Source organism: Pedobacter borealis DSM 19626, assembly GCF_000708285.2.
GTDB lineage: Bacteria > Bacteroidota > Bacteroidia > Sphingobacteriales > Sphingobacteriaceae > Pedobacter > Pedobacter borealis.
In genome coordinates, this window is the sequence record NZ_JAUG01000018.1 from 42,522 (window position 1) to 60,104 (window position 17,583).

A 17,583-nucleotide genomic window follows, 5' to 3' on the forward strand; every position below is an offset into this window, starting at 1 on the left:
CAGTTACACCATTGTAGATTAAAATGTATCGTCATTGCGAACTGAAGAAGGGGATTGTACGATGGAGTGAAGCAATCTTTCCTGTTTGACGATAACCAAGTGAAAATAAATAAAAGCATAAAAGATTGCTTCGTCGTGCCTCCTCGCAATGACGAACAATAATAATATATGATAAACCGCGAAACGATAGATAAGATAATGGATACCGCCCGTATTGAGGAGGTAGTTGGGGATTTTGTGCACTTAAAAAAACGCGGAACCAGTTTAATTGGTAATTGCCCTTTCCATGGAGAAAAAACACCCTCCTTTCACGTATCTGTAACTAAAGGCATTTACAAATGTTTTGGTTGTGGTAAAGGGGGGGATTCAGTGCGCTTTATTATGGATCATGAAAAATATTCATATCCCGAAGCGCTTAAATTTTTAGCCAATAAATACAATATAGAAGTTGAGGAAGCCGAACTAAGCCCTCAAGATGCCGAAGCACAAAGTGCCAAGGAAAGCCTTTACGTAGTTTCGCAGTACGCTGCTGCATTTTTTGTAAAACAGCTTTGGGAAACTGATGAAGGCAAGGGCATCGGCTTAAGTTATTTTAAAGAACGTGGCTTTAGGGAAGACATCCTTAAAAAATTTGAGGTGGGCTATTCTCCGGATGTATGGGATGCGATGACTCAAAGCGCAATCAACGCCGGACATAAATTAGAGTTTTTAGAAGCCACCGGATTATCGATCAAAAACGATAACGGCAAAATTTACGATCGCTTTCGCGGTCGTGTAATGTTTCCGATCCACAACTTTACAGGCCGGATCATCGGTTTTGGAGGTAGGACTTTAAAAACCGACAAAAATGTTCCGAAATATGTAAACTCGCCCGAAAGTGAAATTTACCACAAATCGAATGTACTTTACGGTTTATTCCATGCCAAAAAAGCTGTTCGCGATTTAGATAACTGTTACCTGGCGGAAGGTTATGCCGATGTGCTTTCCGTACATCAGGCCGGAATAGAAAACGTAGTGGCCTCATCGGGTACTTCGTTAACCGTAGAGCAGATTAAGCTGATCGGGCGTTTTACCCAGAACATTACCATTTTGTTTGATGGCGATGCTGCGGGGATTAAAGCCTCTCTCCGTGGTTTGGATATGATTTTGGAAGAAGGGCTGAACGTGAAAATTGTTTCCTTTCCCGACGGTCATGATCCTGATTCTTATATGCACCATGTTGGAGCAGGCGCTTTTAAAACTTATCTTGAGGAAAATAGGAAAGACTTTATTTTATATAAAGCAAACGTGCTCCTTAAAGATGCGGGCAATGATCCGATTAAAAGAGCAGGCATTATCCGCGATATTGTAGAAAGTATTGCCAAAATCCCTGACCCAATTAAAGCTTCTGTTTTTATACGTGAGTGTAGCAGTTTACTCGAAATAGATGAGCATATCTTACTGAGTGAGTTAAATAAAATGCGCTCGGCAAAGCTCAAAAAAAGCTTTGATAACAATCAACGGACAAATCCGTCATCAAGTCCAAAACCATATTCATCAGGTGCACCTGAGCCACTTGGCCCACCCGATGATTTATGGGATGACAGCGCAGGCCCAATGGGGCATGAAGCACCTGTAGAAGAAAATGAGCATCAGGAAAAAGAAATTGTGCGCTTATTGTTGGCTTTCGGGCACGAATTTGTAAACTGGGATAAAATTGATGATATGTATATCGGTTCATTCATCATGCAGAACCTGAGCGATGTCGAATTTGATGATCCACTTTGCAAAAGAATTATCGATTATTATAAATCAGAAATCGACAACGGCCGATTACCCACGTCGAACCACTTTGTTAAACATGAGGAAAGAGATATTGCCGATCTGGCCATTACACTTTCAACCTCAGAATATGCTTTAAGTGAGAACTGGTTAAACAAACATCTTATCTATGTTAAAGATGAAACGATGAATTTAAAAGCAACTATTTTAGGTGGCATTTTTCACCTTAAAAAGCGTAAAGTCGAAAAAATATTGATGAACCTGTTGAAAGAAATTAAAGAGGAAAAGAATGAGGATAACCAAATGATTTTAATGCAACGTTACGGTGTAATTAAAGGGGTTGAGCGAGAGATTTCTAAGTTCCTGGGTTCTGTTATTGTTAAATAAATTACACTTGCCAAGGAGTCCTGTAGAGATTTCGTCATCTCGACTGAAGCGTAGTCCCGACGTTAAATCGGGAGAGAGATCTATAATAGATTTCTCGACTGCGTTGCACTTCGCTCGAAATGACGGCTTTTCAATCATGACGATCGTCCAGTAAAAAATTCAATATTAGATATGGCGTTTCATAATGATTTAGGTAAAGCAGGCGAAAATATTGCAAGGCAATATCTGGAAGGCCAGGGTTATGAGGTTTTAGATGAAAACTGGACACATGGTAAAGCCGAGGTGGATTTAATTGTTTATAAAAATGGCATTATGGTTTTTGTAGAAGTTAAATCCAGGAGTTCGGTTGCTTTTGGCGAACCGGAAGAATTTGTACACAAAGCCAAGCAAATACAGATGGAATTGGCCGCTAATGCCTATATTGAATTAATGAACCATCAAAATGATATCCGTTTTGATATTATTGCAATTACATTTACAAAAAATAAAAATTATAATTTAAACCATATTGAAGATGCGTTTTGGCCTGAAGATTAACCCCATTAAAAGTTTCATATTTACCGGAATCGTGCTTGCATTTGTAAGTTCGTGTAAAGACGATTCTACCACTACCTACCGTAGTTTTATTTCACCGATGACTGGTCTTAATGTGCCGTCAGGAAACGAGTTTGATGTTAAAGTACAATTTGGCGCTGAACAGAAAGTAGACTCCGTAGTTTACTTGATCGATACCGTTAAAATGATTTCAAAAGCCGATACTTCGGCCATTAAACTTAAGACTGAAGGTTTGAAATTGGGTAATCACCTGCTAACAGCCAAAATATTTGGCGCTGGAAAATCTGAGGATTTAACCTCGAACATTAATGTTTTAGCAGCTCAGGCACCAACAGAATATACCTATAAAGTAATTAAAACCTTGCCTCACGATACCTCTTCTTATGTAGAGGGTTTAGAATATCATGACGGCTTTTTTTATGAAAGTGCTGGCGATTATGGTCATTCCAGTTTGCGTAAAGTAGAACCAACAACAGGCAAAATTCTTCAGAAAGCAGATTTAGATGAACAGTATTTTGGCGAAGGAATAACTGTAATCGGCAATAAGATTATTCAATTAACTTACCGCGAAAAAGTTGGCTTTGTATATGATAAAGCAACCTTTAAAAAACTATCTGAATTTTCGTACACCACTGGCAGAGAAGGCTGGGGTTTGGCTTTTGATGGCGAGAAAGTATTGAATACGGATGGTTCGAATACCATCTTTTTCTTAAATAAAGATACCTATCAAAAAATCGGTTCGATTGATGTTTTTGATAATAAAGGGCCAATTCAAAATCTAAACGAACTGGAAATTATCGACGGTAAAATTTACGCAAACGTGTACACTACGAATGAAATTCTAATTATTAATCCAGAAACGGGTGCCGTTGAAAGCAAGATCGATTTATCAGGACTATTGCCTGCAGATTATTTTAAAACCGAAGATGCAAAGGCCAATAACGTGCTAAATGGCATTGCTTATGATAAAGCAAGTAAAAGACTTTTTGTTGCTGGTAAAAAATGGCCCCATATTTTTCAGATTGAGCTGATTAAGAAATAAGTGTAATCGTCATTGCGAGAAGGCTTTTTCAGCCGACGAAGCAATCTTTATAGCAGGGCTCGCAAGCATGAAAGATTGCTTCGTCGTTCCTTCTCGCAATGACGATTCACGTATTAATCCTGTTTCTTCGGCTCGTCTAAATAACCGTTAAAAATAATGGGTTGTTTATTCATGCTGCTTGCCGTTAATGAGGCGTAGCCATTGGTAGAAATATTAATGGTAAACCTATAATTTTCTCTCTTTACATCCTTTGTATTAATCTGGATGGTGTAAGATCCTTTTTTATTCTTCGATTCTGTGTAGGTGAAATCTTTAGAGGTAAATTTAATACCACCTTGAGTAGGATCCATCGGAGCAGAAAAAGACCTTCCATAATAAGGCAGATAAGCAACAATACTGTCTTTGGTAACCCTAACATCGTATTGCGAACCCGTCAGGCTTATAGAACCACCACCTTGACTGCCTGGCATCATCGCTAATACTTTATTAATGTCGTTGTTCGACATTGGCATGGCGGTATTGGCAACAAAAGTATAATTTTTATCTGCTACAATTTTTACTGTAGTTTCCTTATTGGTTTGGGCAAATAATTGAACCCCAATCAAAAGAAAGGCAAGGCTCAATATTAAATTTAAACGTTTCATAATGTGTGTTTTAAATGTGTAACAATTTAAAGATGCACAGATTTGAAAGATTCCATAATAGTGCCAAAAAATGGACGGTGGCCTAAATTTAACGATTTTAGTTTTTATATAGTGGATTTACTTTTTCCGAATAACTCGATTTGTATAACGGATTACTTTTCTCAGTTGCAGAAGCTCCCATTGCTGTGAATTTATAGGTGCCTACAGGAAGATTGTTAAGCTCGATTTCTCCGTTTTCATTCGTAATTAAAGTAATTAAACTGCCACCTGGATTTTTACCACCTGTAACAATTATTCCCCCGATTGGCGTGCCCGCTACCCGCGATTTGGGATTAGTGGAAGGTACCAAAATGATAAATTTATAATTTCCTGTACTGGCATTATTAAATTCTATTTCTCCATTTGAGTTGGTTACGAGGGTAATTGCATCGCCTCCCGGATTTTTACCTCCTTTAACCACAATGCCACCGATAGGCTGCCCAGGCACGAAACTTACTTCGCCAGTGGCTACATCTAATTTGCCTTTAATGGATTTCATAATGCAAGGGAAATGTGATTCAGGGTAATTTAGCTTACAATAATCGCAGTAATGCCCCTCGGGAGCCTGAATTCGTAACTGTTGCGTGTTTGTTTCTTTGGTTTCTGTTGATGTTGCAGTTCTTTTAACTTGAGCCAGAACAGTAAATGAAATCGATAGCAGAAATACCGCTATAGCAGCTCCTTTTTTCATAAAATTTGATTAGAACTACAAAATTAATCAAAAAATATGGCTCTTGCTAGTTTTTAAAGGCTAGTGAGGTAATGACTGGTTGTTTGACTATTTCTTTTTGGATGCTTTCGCAAAAGGATTGAAGGCCAGGGCAAGGTTAACCCAGAAATCCAGTTCATCATTCCGGCCTAAAACATCTTCTGATACCGAAACGTAGCCCTTCATTGGTCTACCGCCCATCACCATCTGTTGCCAGCCATCTTTATCGGATAAATTTTCTAAAGTATTCGGGTCGAGCCTCACCATCATGCTGTTCTTAGAAACACCAATACACATTTTGCCGTTCACCATAAAAATAAGCCCACTGAACATTTCTTTTTCCTGTACATCTTGTATATGCATTAAACGTTCGGCAACGCGAAGCGCTAAGGTTTCGTTGTATTTCATGGTCTAAAATTAATGTGCATTTTTGCCTGTTCCGTATTTAATTCCAACTGCGTAGAAATATTTTTTCTTTTGCGCAAAACCTACAAGGCAAATCAAAGAAAAAAGTAAAGTAAGTTTAATAGCGTGCATTAGAATTGTTTATCCTTAAAATTAATGTTTATAAGATGTTGAACAAAATAATTTCCTTACTATCTCTATTTCAGTAAATTTGCAATATGTTGTTAAACTGCTATCAGGAAGAATTATTAGAGGCAGGGTGTGATGAAGCTGGAAGAGGTTGCCTCGCTGGTCCTGTTTTTGCCGCGGCGGTAATATTGCCAAAAGGTTTTGTATTAGAAGGATTAAATGATTCTAAGCAGTTATCGCATGAGCAAAGGGCCGCTCTGAGACCTATAATAGAACAGGAAGCTTTAGCCTGGGCCGTAGCTTCTTGTGATCATGAAGAGATAGACCGGATCAATATTTTAAATGCTTCGTTTTTGGCCATGCACAGGGCGATTGAAAAATTACATACCCAACCACAATACCTGGTAATTGATGGGAACCGTTTCAAAACCTATCCGCAAATTCCACACAGTTGCATTGTAAAGGGCGATGGTAAATATCTAAACATCGCCGCCGCTTCTATATTGGCGAAAACCCACCGCGATGAATACATGACCAATCTGCACATCGATTTTCCGCATTACAATTGGCAGCAGAATAAAGGATACCCAACTATTGCACACCGTAAGGCTGTAATCGAAATCGGGTTATCGCCATTTCACCGCAAAACTTTTAATGTGAGCGACCCTCAGTTAGAACTGTTTTCAAAAAACGCCTAAAATTTCGTATTTTCACAACATTGTGAAAATTCTGTTGATTACTAAGCGGGTTCCCTTTCCGCCAAATAGTGGTTATCCTATCGTGGTTTATAATACCATAAAAGGTTTGCTGCAACTTGGTGCAGATATTACTTTGTTTAGCCTCAACCCCACAAAAGGACGGATCGACATCGAGGATATCTACGATCCTATTTTTGAACAGATTAAATACCATACCTACGATTTAGATACAGATGTAAATGTATGGTCGGCATTTTTTAATATTTTCACTAACGAATCTTATAACGTTTCCCGTTATTATAGCGAAGATGCTGCGCGACAGTTAGAAAATCTCTTGCGAGAAAATGTGTTCGATATTATTCAGTTTGAGGGGCTTTTTGTTGTTCCTTATCTGGATGTGGTTAAGGCAAACAGTAATGCCAAGCTCATCTATAGGGCACACAATATCGAATTTACGCTTTGGGAACGTCTTTCTCATTCTGAAAAGTTTCTCATTCGGCGTAAATATTTAGCTTTTTTAGCCCAGCGGCTTAAAGCATATGAAACCGATCAGATTAACCGTTTCCACCATATTTTCGCCATTTCCGAGCCCGATCGCCAAAGCATATTAATGTTTGGTTGCGAAATTCCGATGTCGGTTTTTCCCGTTGCCATCGATTTAGAAAAATATAAAGTAGATAAAAGTAAAACCAGTTTTCCTACACTGTTTCATTTAGGTGCAATGGACTGGCGACCGAATCAGGAAGGACTAGAATGGTTTTTGGATGATATCTGGCCCGATATCGAAAAACTAAATAAAGACCTCCGTTTTTATATCGCAGGAAAAAACATGCAGAAACATTTCTTCGAATACGATTCAGAAAATCTGATTGTAGAGGGTGAGGTTTTTGATGCCGTAGAATTTATGAACTCTAAGGCAATTATGATTGTTCCTTTAATTTCTGGCACCGGAATGCGGGTAAAGATTATTGAAGGTATGGCCATGAAAAAATGCATTATTGCCACCACTACTGCTGCAGAGGGAATTAATTGCAGGCATGGCCATGATATTTTAATTGCTGATTCTGCAGATGAATTTTACCGGTCGATTTTACAGTGTATCATTAACCCTAAACGTTGGGTGGAAATAGGAGAGAACGCTCGCAAAACAGTAGAAAATGACCATGGGGTGCATTTAATCTCCAGTAAAATGTTAAAAATTTACGAGGAGCTGGTAAGTGCGTAACTATATAAGAGTTGACAACTTTTCTATGCACTTAGAAAGAAAAGTTGTCAACTCTGGAAATCTCTTAAGTAGATGCTAAAACAAGTTCAGCATGACGATTACGATAAGAAGTCTTCTAAAAACTCCTTAAAATTAACCTCAAAATTTTATCTTTTTCTTAGTACTTTTGCACCCCAAGAAGAATAACGAATAAAGTCGTCATAATTCACAGAATATCAGCTATACTGGCTTCATTATCATAAAAAATAAAATTTACGGATGAAAAACACCGCATTAACAGAAAAACACATCGCTTTAGGCGCTAAAATGGTTCCATTTGCAGGTTACAATATGCCTGTTACTTACGAAGGTATTAATGCCGAACATGCAACTGTTCGTAACGGCGTGGGTGTTTTTGATGTAAGCCACATGGGCGAATTTATTCTGAAAGGTGAAAACGCATTGGATCTTATTCAACGGGTAACCAGTAACGATGCATCTAAATTATACGATGGAAAAGTTCAGTACTCTTGTTTGCCAAACCAAGATGGTGGTATTGTTGATGATCTTTTGGTTTACAAAATAGATGATAAAACCTATATGTTGGTGGTAAACGCTTCTAACATCGAAAAAGATTGGAACTGGATTCAACAATTCAATTCGAAAGGTGTAGAAATGCACAATATTTCGGATCAAACCTCTCTTTTAGCCATTCAAGGACCAAAAGCAGCAGACGCTTTACAAACATTAACTGATGTTGATTTGGCATCAATGGAGTATTACACGTTCGTTAAAGGTACCTTTGCTGGTGTTGATAACGTAGTCATTTCAGCAACAGGTTATACTGGCGCTGGTGGTTTCGAAATTTATTTCGAAAACCAATATGCCGATCAAATTTGGGATGCTATTTTTAAAGCAGGTGCGCCGCACAACATTCAGCCAATAGGCCTAGGTGCACGCGATACTTTACGTTTAGAAATGGGTTTCTGTTTATATGGAAATGATATCGATGATACTACCTCGCCTATTGAGGCAGGTTTAGGTTGGATTACCAAATTTTCTAAATCTTTTACCAATTCGGAGGCATTATTGGCGCAAAAAGAAGCTGGTATTCAAAAGAAATTGGTTGGTTTCGAAATGATCGATCGTGGTATTCCGCGCCATGATTATGAAATTGCTGATGCCGAAGGAAATATTATCGGTAAAGTAACTTCTGGTACCCAGGCACCTTCTTTGCAAAAAGCAATAGGTATGGGCTACATCGCAAAAGATTTCACTAAAGAAGGAACTGAAGTTTTTATTTTAATCCGTAATATGCCAATTAAAGCTAAAGTGGTTAAATTCCCTTTTTATAAATAAGGTTTGGGGTTAAGGCAGCAATATTTTTGAAGTGATGGAACTGGAAGAACATAAATATAGCGAGCTGCTTTACCACATTGGGTCAACTTTACAAACGGCGAAGCAAAATGCGATAAAAGCAATTAATGTTGAACTGATTATTGCCAATTGGAAAATCGGAAGATATATTGTTGATTTTGAACAACACGGCAAACAGAGAGCCGAATATGGTAAGGAATTGCTGATAACGCTTTCCGCAGATTTGAAGTTAAAATTTGGCAAAGGATTTAGCCGGTCAAGTTTGCAGCTTATGCGCTCGTTTTATATAAATTACCCCAAATTTCAACCCTTAGCAGACGGAGATTTAATTCGCCAGACAGCGTCTGGCGAATTCTCAAAAAGCCAAACACTGTCTGGCGTTTTTCTTAGTTGGAGCCATTACGCAGAACTCTTAACCATTTCTGATCACCTTGCCAGAAGTTTTTATGAAGCACAGGCTATAAAAGAAAATTGGAGTTTTAGAGAAATGAAACGCCAAATTGATTCAGCCCTATTTCAAAGACTAGCGCTAAGCAAAGATAAAGAAGGCGTACTAACTTTATCTGAAAAAGGTCAAGTAATCAATAGCTCTGATGATCTAATCAGAGATCCTTATGTTTTTGAATTTTTAAACATCCCTACAGGCAGTATCATTAAAGAATCGGGACTAGAGAAAAAACTTATTGATAATCTCCAGAAATTTCTATTAGAGCTTGGCAAAGGTTTCTCATTTGTTGCAAGGCAGTTTAAAATAACTGTCGATAATGAGCATATGTTTGTCGATATCGTATTTTATCACCGTATACTCAGATGTTTTGTATTGATTGATTTAAAAACAAAAAAGGTAAAACATCAGGATATTGGCCAAATGAATTTTTATCTAAACTATTTCAAAGAGGAAGAAAATGCCGAAGGCGATAATGATCCGATAGGAATTATCATCGCTGCAGATAAAAATGAATTTTTGGTTAAATATGCAACCGGTGGGCTATCCAATAAAATCTTCGTATCTAAGTATCAGCTTTATTTACCGGATCAAAAACTCTTAGAAGAAAAGGTAAAAGAAATTATAAATGAATAAAATATCGAATATGTCAAAAAAAATAGAAGTTTGTTTAACTCCGGCCTTGATTGATTTATATGATATCGAACAAAGCATTGTGGTGGTTATCGATATTTTAAGAGCTACATCATCTATTACCTACGGGATAGATAATGGTGCTGAAGCGATTATTCCCGTAGCTCAAGTAGAAGATTGTTTAACTTATCGTGATAGTGGATTTTTATTGGCGGCAGAACGAAATGGAGAGGTAGTAGCAGGCTATGATTTCGGTAATTCGCCATTCTCTTATACTCATGAAAAAGTAAACGAAAAAACGGTCGTTTTAACTACTACCAATGGAACCAAAGCCTTGCACTTAGCGCAAAAAAGGGCCTATCAAGTTGTAATTGGGTCTTTCCTGAACTTAGATTCACTTTGCGATTATTTGAAAAGTCAGGATAAGAATGTGCTTTTGCTTTGCGCCGGTTGGAAAGATCAGTTCAATTTAGAGGATACTCTTTTTGCGGGTGCTGTGGTAAATAATCTCCGTCAAAATTTCGAACATTTTGATGATTCTAGCGTGGCTGCAGAAGATTTGTATGCCTTAGCTAAAGCAGATCTGAGGAAATACCTTCACAAATCATCACATAGTCATCGTTTGGCTCAGTTGAATATAGAAGAAGATGTTGTTTTCTGTTTGCAGTTAAATCTTTGCAAAACAATTCCCGTATTGGAAGGCGAGCGTTTGGTGGCTTTAAAAAATTAAAAACTAAAATTTAAGCCCAGCAATACTGCATTTTTTCTGAAACTGGCGCCATTAAATTGAGTTTCCTCTGTTGGTCTACTATTAAAATAAGCTTTATCTACACCAGAGTAAGTGTTGATGTTATTGATCTTATAGTCAACCTCTACCCGTAAACTTTTGTTTAATGGTACAGCCAGATTGATATCGCCACTTAACGAAAAGGAATTTGCCTTATGTGTAAAGCTTATGGGTTTTGCAAAATCAGGAATTAAATTCCAGTTGGCTTTTGCCGAATAAGTATAAAAACCGCCTAAAACTGTAGCACCTATACTGAATTTCTGCATTTTAAGAACAAGTTCTGCCCCAAAATCGAATCCTTTATATCTTGCTACATACGTAGAGTTTAAGCCTTTGCTGTCAGGGTTATTTGCACTTTCTAACAGATGAAATTTTTGCTGATGATATGAAAGTCCAACAATTGGATTGATGTTAAAATCGCCATATTTTAGCAGTTGGTAACTGAGCTGTAAATTGGCATCGTATAAATAACCCTTATTTGCGTTGAGCAGATCAAAATAAAAAGCACTTTGACGGTTATCATCTGCATAATCGGTATCTTCTGCCTCGCCCTTGGTTATGCTGCTGTATTGGTTAGCGGCTTTAATACTAAGCCGCTCGGTAATATTGTATTTAATGTCTAAGCCAAAACTAAGCCCTTTAAGATTTTTCCAGATGAGTTCTGATAATACATTCGGACTGGTTCCGGCCGCATTACCTGCAATAGACCAATCAAATCTTGATTGTTGAATGCCTGCATAAGGCTTTACCTCCCATTTATGGAGATTATCTTGTGCAGATACAGTTTGGTAGGATAAAATGAGTGTTAAGCAGGCTAAAAATGGTTTGATAAAGGAAATCCGCAAAGTGATCAGCATATCTGTTTTTATTTTACAACAGCAAAATACACATAGTGGTTATTTAAAGCCACTATGTGTAACGATTTATTTTCTAAAATGGATATACTGAAGCGATAAATGATTTATCAGTAGGTGATAATACGGTATTCCATCCCACCTCGAAATCACCGATGGTTAATGCATTTGGAATCGAATAATGCATGATCGAATATTTATCATAGGCACTATAATTGGTTTGTGTGGTGCTGTATTTTGCAAATAAATTATGGTCTACATCTGCCTGGCTCCAGTAATTTGGTGCAGCAGCATAATAGGCATAAACAGCAGGTTTATCCCAAGGAATAGCCACTAATGGGTGCTGGTGCTCATGGATCAATCCTAAGGCATGACCGAATTCGTGGATTACCACACGGCTATATTCAGAATCTGCTGTAGTTGCAGTTAACCAACCGTAGTTCATAGTCGCACCGGTGCTAGGTGTTGATTTTCCAATGTACGACCAAGATCCATTCCCGCTTACAAAGCTTACCCTGATTTTGGCTGTATTATCGTTTGTTACAAAGTTGAATTTGATGTTGGCATATTGTTCCCACGCCTTCGCATATTGGATTACTTTAGCCCTGATGGCTGAGGTACTTCCATTTAAACTTACTTTAATCGTAGTTCCCGGAATCCATTTTGTTGACTTTAGAACGGCGCCTCTTGGGGTAGTTCCATCCAATGATCTTTCTGTACAGATCTGGATATTACCAAGTGGATTAACAGCTGATATTTCTGGTTTTTGTAAATCTGCTGTCTCTGTAGGTTTTTCTTTTTTACACGCGAATAATACTGTGGTTAGCGCCAGGGCAGTTAATAGGGTTTTATTTAATTTTAAAAATTTCATGTTTTAGGTTTTTTAGGTAAAAAAAATAATAATCTGTTTTTGACTGGAAATCAAGTTAGAAAATGGTGAAAACAGGAATTCTTCTTCTTTGGAAAAGAATAATCAGGTTGAAAAACATAGATAGACATTTAGGTTTAATTTCCTCTGCATTTGCAAAGTCCTAAAGTAAAATAATATTATATCAACACCAAGAGAATTGTAATATTTTTATTGCATAAGTGTATCTTTACACTTATTTATTTGCTTGGTATAAGCTATTTTGTTGTAGTTTAAATATTACATTTGATTGAAAATAGACTAGTGGAGCTAGTTATTATTTTGTAATTAATTCAGAAATTGTTGGGCTGTTTTTAATCGTAATCAAGGCTTCTTCGTGTGCTAGCCAGTAAATATCTTCTGCATGCTTCATATCGAATGTACTAATGGCCCCTAAACCTTTTGGTTCGATTAATACGTTACAGAATTTTGCCTTTCTTTCCATATCGTGGTTGATAGATATTATACCGGCGCGCCCCATTAAATTGGTAATACCGGTAATTTTATCAACTGGTTTAAGGTGGTTACAGGACGAGCCTATAATGAAATCGCAGTCGTCCATTAAAGGTTCAATAGGGAAATTATTTAAAATGCCGCCATCCACATACATCTGGCCATCAATCATAATGGGTTTAAAAATACCAGGTATGCAGCTAGAGGCGTGAATAGCCCTAATAAGCGGTCCTTTTGTAAAATAAACCAATCGGCTTTCGCTAAAATTTACAGCAGAAATGGTTAAGGGTATTTTTAGCTTTTCAATTGAATCTTCCGGAAAATATTCCTTTAAAATCAGAGCAGTGTTTTCGATATTGATTAAGCCCAGAGAACCCACCGCCGGACGATCGAAGCGCCAGAGTTTAGTTTTAAGGAAAATATTCAAACCTTCTTCCGGATCTATGCCAGCGGCAAAAAAGGCCCCAGCTATCGCGAGGGCACTGAAAAACTACCTATTTAAAAAGGGCTTATGAATTTTTTATTCCATAAGCCCTTTTCTTTATGATATTCGCAATCTCTTAAATTTTATTTCGCAATTAGACGATTCTAAGAGGCCTTATCTGCCGTTTTTTCTCAATATTTAATACGACATTTTTTACAAGGACTTTTTCAGTGCCCTCGCTATCGCTCCTGCACTTGTTCCACTAATGTGACTAAAGGTAATGCCCAAGTCACTAAAGGCCTTTAAAACGCCTAAATGTGCTATTCCCCTAATGCCTCCGCCTGATAATACAATGCCAACTTTCATAGGTTTAATTTAGGATGATTACTTTAAAGTTCAACTGATCGATTTTATTGCTTAATTGTGGTATTGTTGTGGCCTGTAAACCGATAACTAAAAACTACAAACTGATAACTATCTCTGTTGTTTCGGTTTGTACTTCGATTGATTTAAAATTTTCTGTGCATCGTTATCTGCCATTAATTGTTGTAAAGTAACATCAGGATGTTCTTTCATATATTTTCTTACAATTTGCCAACCCATCCATACACCCAATTTTGGTGCAGAATCTCTATTTTCACCTAAACCTGGTGTAAAAGGTCCTTCAGATAAAAACACCTGAATTTTTTGATAGTCGGTTTCATACAGGTAATTGTTCTCCAAAAAATATGCCCAAATATCGCCTTCGAAATTTTGTGCCCAGTCTAACTGCTGTTGAGTATATCCGATTTTGGTAGAATCGCTTAAGCTTTCAGGTAAAACCTGATCTAAGAAGTATAAAATCTTTCCCTGGAAGATCATTTTAGACAAGAGGGTTCTATTGTCATCAGGCTCTGCAAAAAGTTCTTCGTGGGCGTATGTTTCGGCTACACGGGGCACAATATATTCAGGTGTAAACCTTCTTGATAGGTATAAGGGCACACTTTGCACAATCGCCTTATAAAATTTGCTCTCTTTGCCCAGAAACATATCCAAACCAATACCCAAATAGTTATCACCTATGGGCATTTGGTAAGCAAAACCTGAAGCAAAAGAAATAAATTTAGGAATCTTCGCTTTCGGATAATAGTATTTGATGTATTTAAAAGTTTCGGTCAATCCTTCTTCCTGTACTTTTAAGTTTGGAAAAACACTATCAACTTCTTTGCTTAAATCGGTATAAGCCTGGTCGCGGTACAGGTTGGTCAACGATTCGGTGCTGGAATATTTGCTGTCTAAAATCCGGCGGATAAAATCGTCATAAAACACACCATATTTTGAACTAAGCTGTTTATCTACCTCAATAACATTTTTGTTTTTCCCAGCAAATAGCTCGTTATCAAATCTTTCGATTTTAATGTTTACCTGTATATTGCTTACATCGGGCCTGTTGCTTTGCCTGCAGGAAATAAATGTGATGGCAAAAAGAAAAATTAGATAAATTTGCCAGTGTTTTACGTTATACATCATGTACAACAAATATATATAAACACCCTATAGCATGAAAAGAATATCGACCATTTTAATTTTGTCTCTTTTGAGTATTGGCGCATGGGCGCAAAATTCTCCTTTAACCAATTACGGTTTTAGGTTAGGTTTAACCGCTACTCCAACTTTTGGTTGGATTAAGCCTGAACAAGGAAAAACAGACGGAATAGCTTTGGGCTTTTCTTATGGATTAATTGGTGATTTTAATTTTGCCCCGAATTATAGTTTTTCTACCGCTTTAACCATCACTTCTATTAATGGTAAAAGTACAGAGGCGAATGTGCTGCCTTATTATAGCGCCAGTAGTAGCACTGCACCGAAAGCTTACGATTTAAAATACAAATTACAATATGTAGACTTGCCTTTAACCATTAAACTAAAAACCGTAAAGGCTGATGGAAAACGTTGGTATGGTCAGTTTGGATTGTCTAATTCGATCAACATCAGTGCTAAACAAGATGCCATAACGGGCGGAACGGTTGTTGGCGATAATTTAAATGTATCCGATAACATTAAACTTTACCGTGCCGGATTAATCATCGGTGGCGGCGGCGAATTTGATATTTCGGGCAATACCAGTATCGTGGCAGGTTTAACTTTTAATAACGGTTTCACTAATATTGTAACAGATAAAGCCAGAGATGTTAGAAATCATTATTTGGCACTTAATTTCGGTGTATTCTTCTAATCGGGATATTTGTCTTGATACTTGATACTCACTACTTGATACATTAAATATGAAAATAGCGCTAGCACAACTCAATTACCATATCGGGAACTTTGAGGCAAACACAAAAAAAATAACCGAAAATATTCAATTGGCGAAAGATAAAGGTGCAGATTTGGTTGTTTTTGCCGAGCTTGCGATCTGTGGCTATCCGCCAAGAGATTTTTTAGAGTTTGATGAGTTTATCGTATTGTGCGAAACTGCTGCTCAGGAAATAGCCAAACACTGTACAGATATTGCCTGTATTGTGGGCCTACCTATTAAAAACGAAGTATTACAGGGAAAAGATCTGTTTAATGCAGCCTATTTCATCGAAGAAAGGAAAGTTAAAGCGGTGGTTAAAAAAGCACTGTTACCTACCTACGATGTGTTTGATGAATACCGTTATTTCGAACCGGCCACACAATTTAATTGTATCGATTTTAAAGGTAAAAAAATTGCTTTAACCATTTGTGAAGACCTATGGAACATCAATGATAATCCCTTATATGTTTCAAATCCAATGGATGAGCTGATTAAGGAGCAGCCAGATGTGATGATTAATATTGCGGCATCGCCTTTCTCTTACACGCATGATGATGAACGTATAAAAGTATTAGGCGATAATGCAAAAAAGTATAACCTGCCTGTATTTTATGTAAACCAGGTTGGTGCGCAGACTGAAATTATTTTTGATGGCGGTTCTTTGGTTTTTGATGCTGATGGAGCCGTGAAAGCAGAGATGAAGTATTTTGAAGAGGATCTTCAGGTTTTTGATCTGGAAGAGGTTGAAAATGTGCGTAATAAATATCCCCAATCGGAAAGATTAACCGATGTTGAGCAGATTCACGACGCATTAGTTTTAGGCATAAAAGATTATTTCAGGAAATCGGGTTTCAGTAAAGCCGTTTTAGGTTTATCAGGCGGAATCGACTCTGCTGTGGTTTGCGCCTTGGCCTGTCGTGCTTTAGGAGCAGAAAATGTAATGGCCGTTTTAATGCCTTCTAAATTCTCTTCCGACCATTCTGTTCAAGATGCTTTAGATTTGGCTAATAATATTGGTTGTATGCACGAAATTGTGCCAATTAAAGAAGTTGCAGAAGCTTTCGATCATATATTGGCACCAGCTTTTAAGGGTTTGCCCTTTAACCTTGCTGAAGAAAATGTGCAGGCCCGCATCCGTGGCATTATTAATATGGCCATGAGCAATAAATTCGGCTATATTTTATTGAATACATCAAACAAAAGCGAATGTGCCGTGGGATATGGTACATTATATGGCGATATGTGCGGTGCAATTGGCGTAATAGGAGATGTATACAAAATGCAGGTTTTTGAACTGGCGAGATACATTAACAAAGAAAGGGAAATTATCCCGGTCAATACCATTGTTAAACCACCATCTGCAGAGTTAAGGCCTGATCAAAAAGATTCTGATTCACTGCCTGAATATGAAATTCTCGATAAAATATTATATCAGCACATCGAAAAGAAACAGGGCTCAAAAGCCATTATTGCTCAAGGTTTTGATGAGGCATTGGTACTGCGGATTCTGAAAATGGTTAATGTTGCTGAATTTAAACGTTATCAAACACCACCTATTTTAAGGGTATCGCCAAAAGCATTTGGCATGGGCAGAAGAATGCCGATAGTTGGAAAATATATGGCTTAGGTTGTTGAAAGGTTTAAGCGTTTAAAAGTTATTTTGATTGTTAAATTGTGAATTGCAAATTGAAAACTGTTTACTTGTTTAACCTGTGAATTGTAGACGGGTCGTCATCTCCTGAAGCGCAGCGGAATGGAGAGATCTATCTAAACAGATTTCTCGACTACGTTGCACTCCGCTACCATTGACGTTATTTTGCAATTGCTTACTACTAACCTGAGTTCGATTATT

Annotated in this window: 18 protein-coding genes; 10 read left to right on the forward strand and 8 right to left on the reverse strand. The window is 37.5% G+C overall.

The window, feature by feature from the left end:
* Positions 1-168: 168 nt before the first annotated feature.
* The 3 genes from dnaG (at position 169) to AW17_RS07605 (ending at position 3,745) form a co-directional block, all read left to right on the forward strand.
* Complete coding sequence (gene dnaG / locus AW17_RS07595) at positions 169-2,148, forward strand: DNA primase (protein WP_029275527.1); 1,980 nt, start codon at positions 169-171, stop codon at positions 2,146-2,148.
* A 171-nt stretch (positions 2,149-2,319) separates the two neighbouring features.
* Positions 2,320-2,685: a YraN family protein gene (locus tag AW17_RS07600; RefSeq protein WP_029275528.1), complete on the forward strand. Its 366-nt coding sequence runs from the start codon at positions 2,320-2,322 to the stop codon at positions 2,683-2,685.
* Positions 2,663-3,745: a glutaminyl-peptide cyclotransferase gene (locus AW17_RS07605; protein ID WP_029275529.1), complete on the forward strand. Its 1,083-nt coding sequence runs from the start codon at positions 2,663-2,665 to the stop codon at positions 3,743-3,745. The genes AW17_RS07600 and AW17_RS07605 overlap by 23 nt, the downstream gene beginning before the upstream one ends.
* A gap of 113 nt (positions 3,746-3,858) precedes the next feature.
* Here the strand turns inward: AW17_RS07605 and AW17_RS07610 are convergent, their stop codons facing one another.
* From AW17_RS07610 to AW17_RS07620, 3 genes are all read right to left on the reverse strand, one after another.
* Positions 3,859-4,389, reverse strand: coding sequence for a DUF4251 domain-containing protein (locus tag AW17_RS07610; protein ID WP_029275530.1), 531 nt, complete (start codon positions 4,387-4,389; stop codon positions 3,859-3,861).
* A gap of 97 nt (positions 4,390-4,486) precedes the next feature.
* Entirely contained in the window at positions 4,487-5,119 is a 633-nt protein-coding gene (locus AW17_RS07615; protein ID WP_029275531.1) for a prealbumin-like fold domain-containing protein, read from the reverse strand.
* An 87-nt stretch (positions 5,120-5,206) separates the two neighbouring features.
* Positions 5,207-5,545, reverse strand: coding sequence for a TfoX/Sxy family protein (locus AW17_RS07620; protein ID WP_029275532.1), 339 nt, complete (start codon positions 5,543-5,545; stop codon positions 5,207-5,209).
* Positions 5,546-5,760: 215 nt separating this feature from the next.
* Here AW17_RS07620 and AW17_RS07625 point away from each other — a divergent pair, with 215 nt between their 5' ends.
* From AW17_RS07625 to AW17_RS07645, 5 genes are all read left to right on the forward strand, one after another.
* The gene (locus AW17_RS07625; protein ID WP_029275533.1) at positions 5,761-6,369 is read left to right on the forward strand and encodes a ribonuclease HII; all 609 of its coding nucleotides are present in this window, start codon (positions 5,761-5,763) and stop codon (positions 6,367-6,369) included.
* Between the two features lie 22 nt (positions 6,370-6,391).
* Positions 6,392-7,594, forward strand: a complete 1,203-nt coding sequence (locus AW17_RS07630) for a glycosyltransferase family 4 protein (protein ID WP_029275534.1) — start codon at positions 6,392-6,394, stop codon at positions 7,592-7,594.
* 258 nt (positions 7,595-7,852) lie between these two features.
* Positions 7,853-8,932, forward strand: a complete 1,080-nt coding sequence (gcvT, locus tag AW17_RS07635; RefSeq protein WP_029275535.1) for a glycine cleavage system aminomethyltransferase GcvT — start codon at positions 7,853-7,855, stop codon at positions 8,930-8,932.
* Positions 8,933-8,966: 34 nt separating this feature from the next.
* Complete coding sequence (locus AW17_RS07640) at positions 8,967-10,031, forward strand: PDDEXK nuclease domain-containing protein (protein ID WP_029275536.1); 1,065 nt, start codon at positions 8,967-8,969, stop codon at positions 10,029-10,031.
* A 10-nt stretch (positions 10,032-10,041) separates the two neighbouring features.
* Positions 10,042-10,758 (forward strand): 2-phosphosulfolactate phosphatase, encoded by a 717-nt coding sequence (locus AW17_RS07645; RefSeq protein WP_029275537.1) that lies wholly within the window; start codon positions 10,042-10,044, stop codon positions 10,756-10,758.
* Here AW17_RS07645 and AW17_RS07650 read toward each other — a convergent pair.
* The 5 genes from AW17_RS07650 to gldB all read right to left on the reverse strand — a co-directional run bounded on the left by AW17_RS07650 (position 10,755) and on the right by gldB (position 14,962).
* On the reverse strand, positions 10,755-11,672 hold the full coding sequence (locus AW17_RS07650; protein WP_029275538.1) for an omptin family outer membrane protease: 918 nt from the start codon (positions 11,670-11,672) through the stop codon (positions 10,755-10,757). The genes AW17_RS07645 and AW17_RS07650 overlap by 4 nt on opposite strands.
* Before the next feature lie 73 nt (positions 11,673-11,745).
* A complete protein-coding gene (locus AW17_RS07655) occupies positions 11,746-12,540 on the reverse strand; it encodes a M12 family metallopeptidase (protein WP_036669292.1) in 795 nt (264 codons plus the stop codon).
* A gap of 313 nt (positions 12,541-12,853) precedes the next feature.
* Positions 12,854-13,501: a patatin-like phospholipase family protein gene (locus AW17_RS07660; RefSeq protein WP_280739940.1), complete on the reverse strand. Its 648-nt coding sequence runs from the start codon at positions 13,499-13,501 to the stop codon at positions 12,854-12,856.
* A 165-nt stretch (positions 13,502-13,666) separates the two neighbouring features.
* Positions 13,667-13,819 (reverse strand): patatin-like phospholipase family protein, encoded by a 153-nt coding sequence (locus AW17_RS23555; protein ID WP_083488647.1) that lies wholly within the window; start codon positions 13,817-13,819, stop codon positions 13,667-13,669.
* A gap of 108 nt (positions 13,820-13,927) precedes the next feature.
* Positions 13,928-14,962: a gliding motility lipoprotein GldB gene (gldB, locus tag AW17_RS07665; RefSeq protein ID WP_029275541.1), complete on the reverse strand. Its 1,035-nt coding sequence runs from the start codon at positions 14,960-14,962 to the stop codon at positions 13,928-13,930.
* Between the two features lie 31 nt (positions 14,963-14,993).
* Here gldB and AW17_RS07670 point away from each other — a divergent pair, with 31 nt between their 5' ends.
* Both AW17_RS07670 and AW17_RS07675 read left to right on the forward strand, forming a co-directional pair.
* Complete coding sequence (locus AW17_RS07670) at positions 14,994-15,668, forward strand: porin family protein (RefSeq protein WP_029275542.1); 675 nt, start codon at positions 14,994-14,996, stop codon at positions 15,666-15,668.
* Between the two features lie 49 nt (positions 15,669-15,717).
* A complete protein-coding gene (locus tag AW17_RS07675) occupies positions 15,718-17,358 on the forward strand; it encodes an NAD+ synthase (protein ID WP_029275543.1) in 1,641 nt (546 codons plus the stop codon).
* The last annotated feature ends 225 nt before the right edge of the window (positions 17,359-17,583 follow it).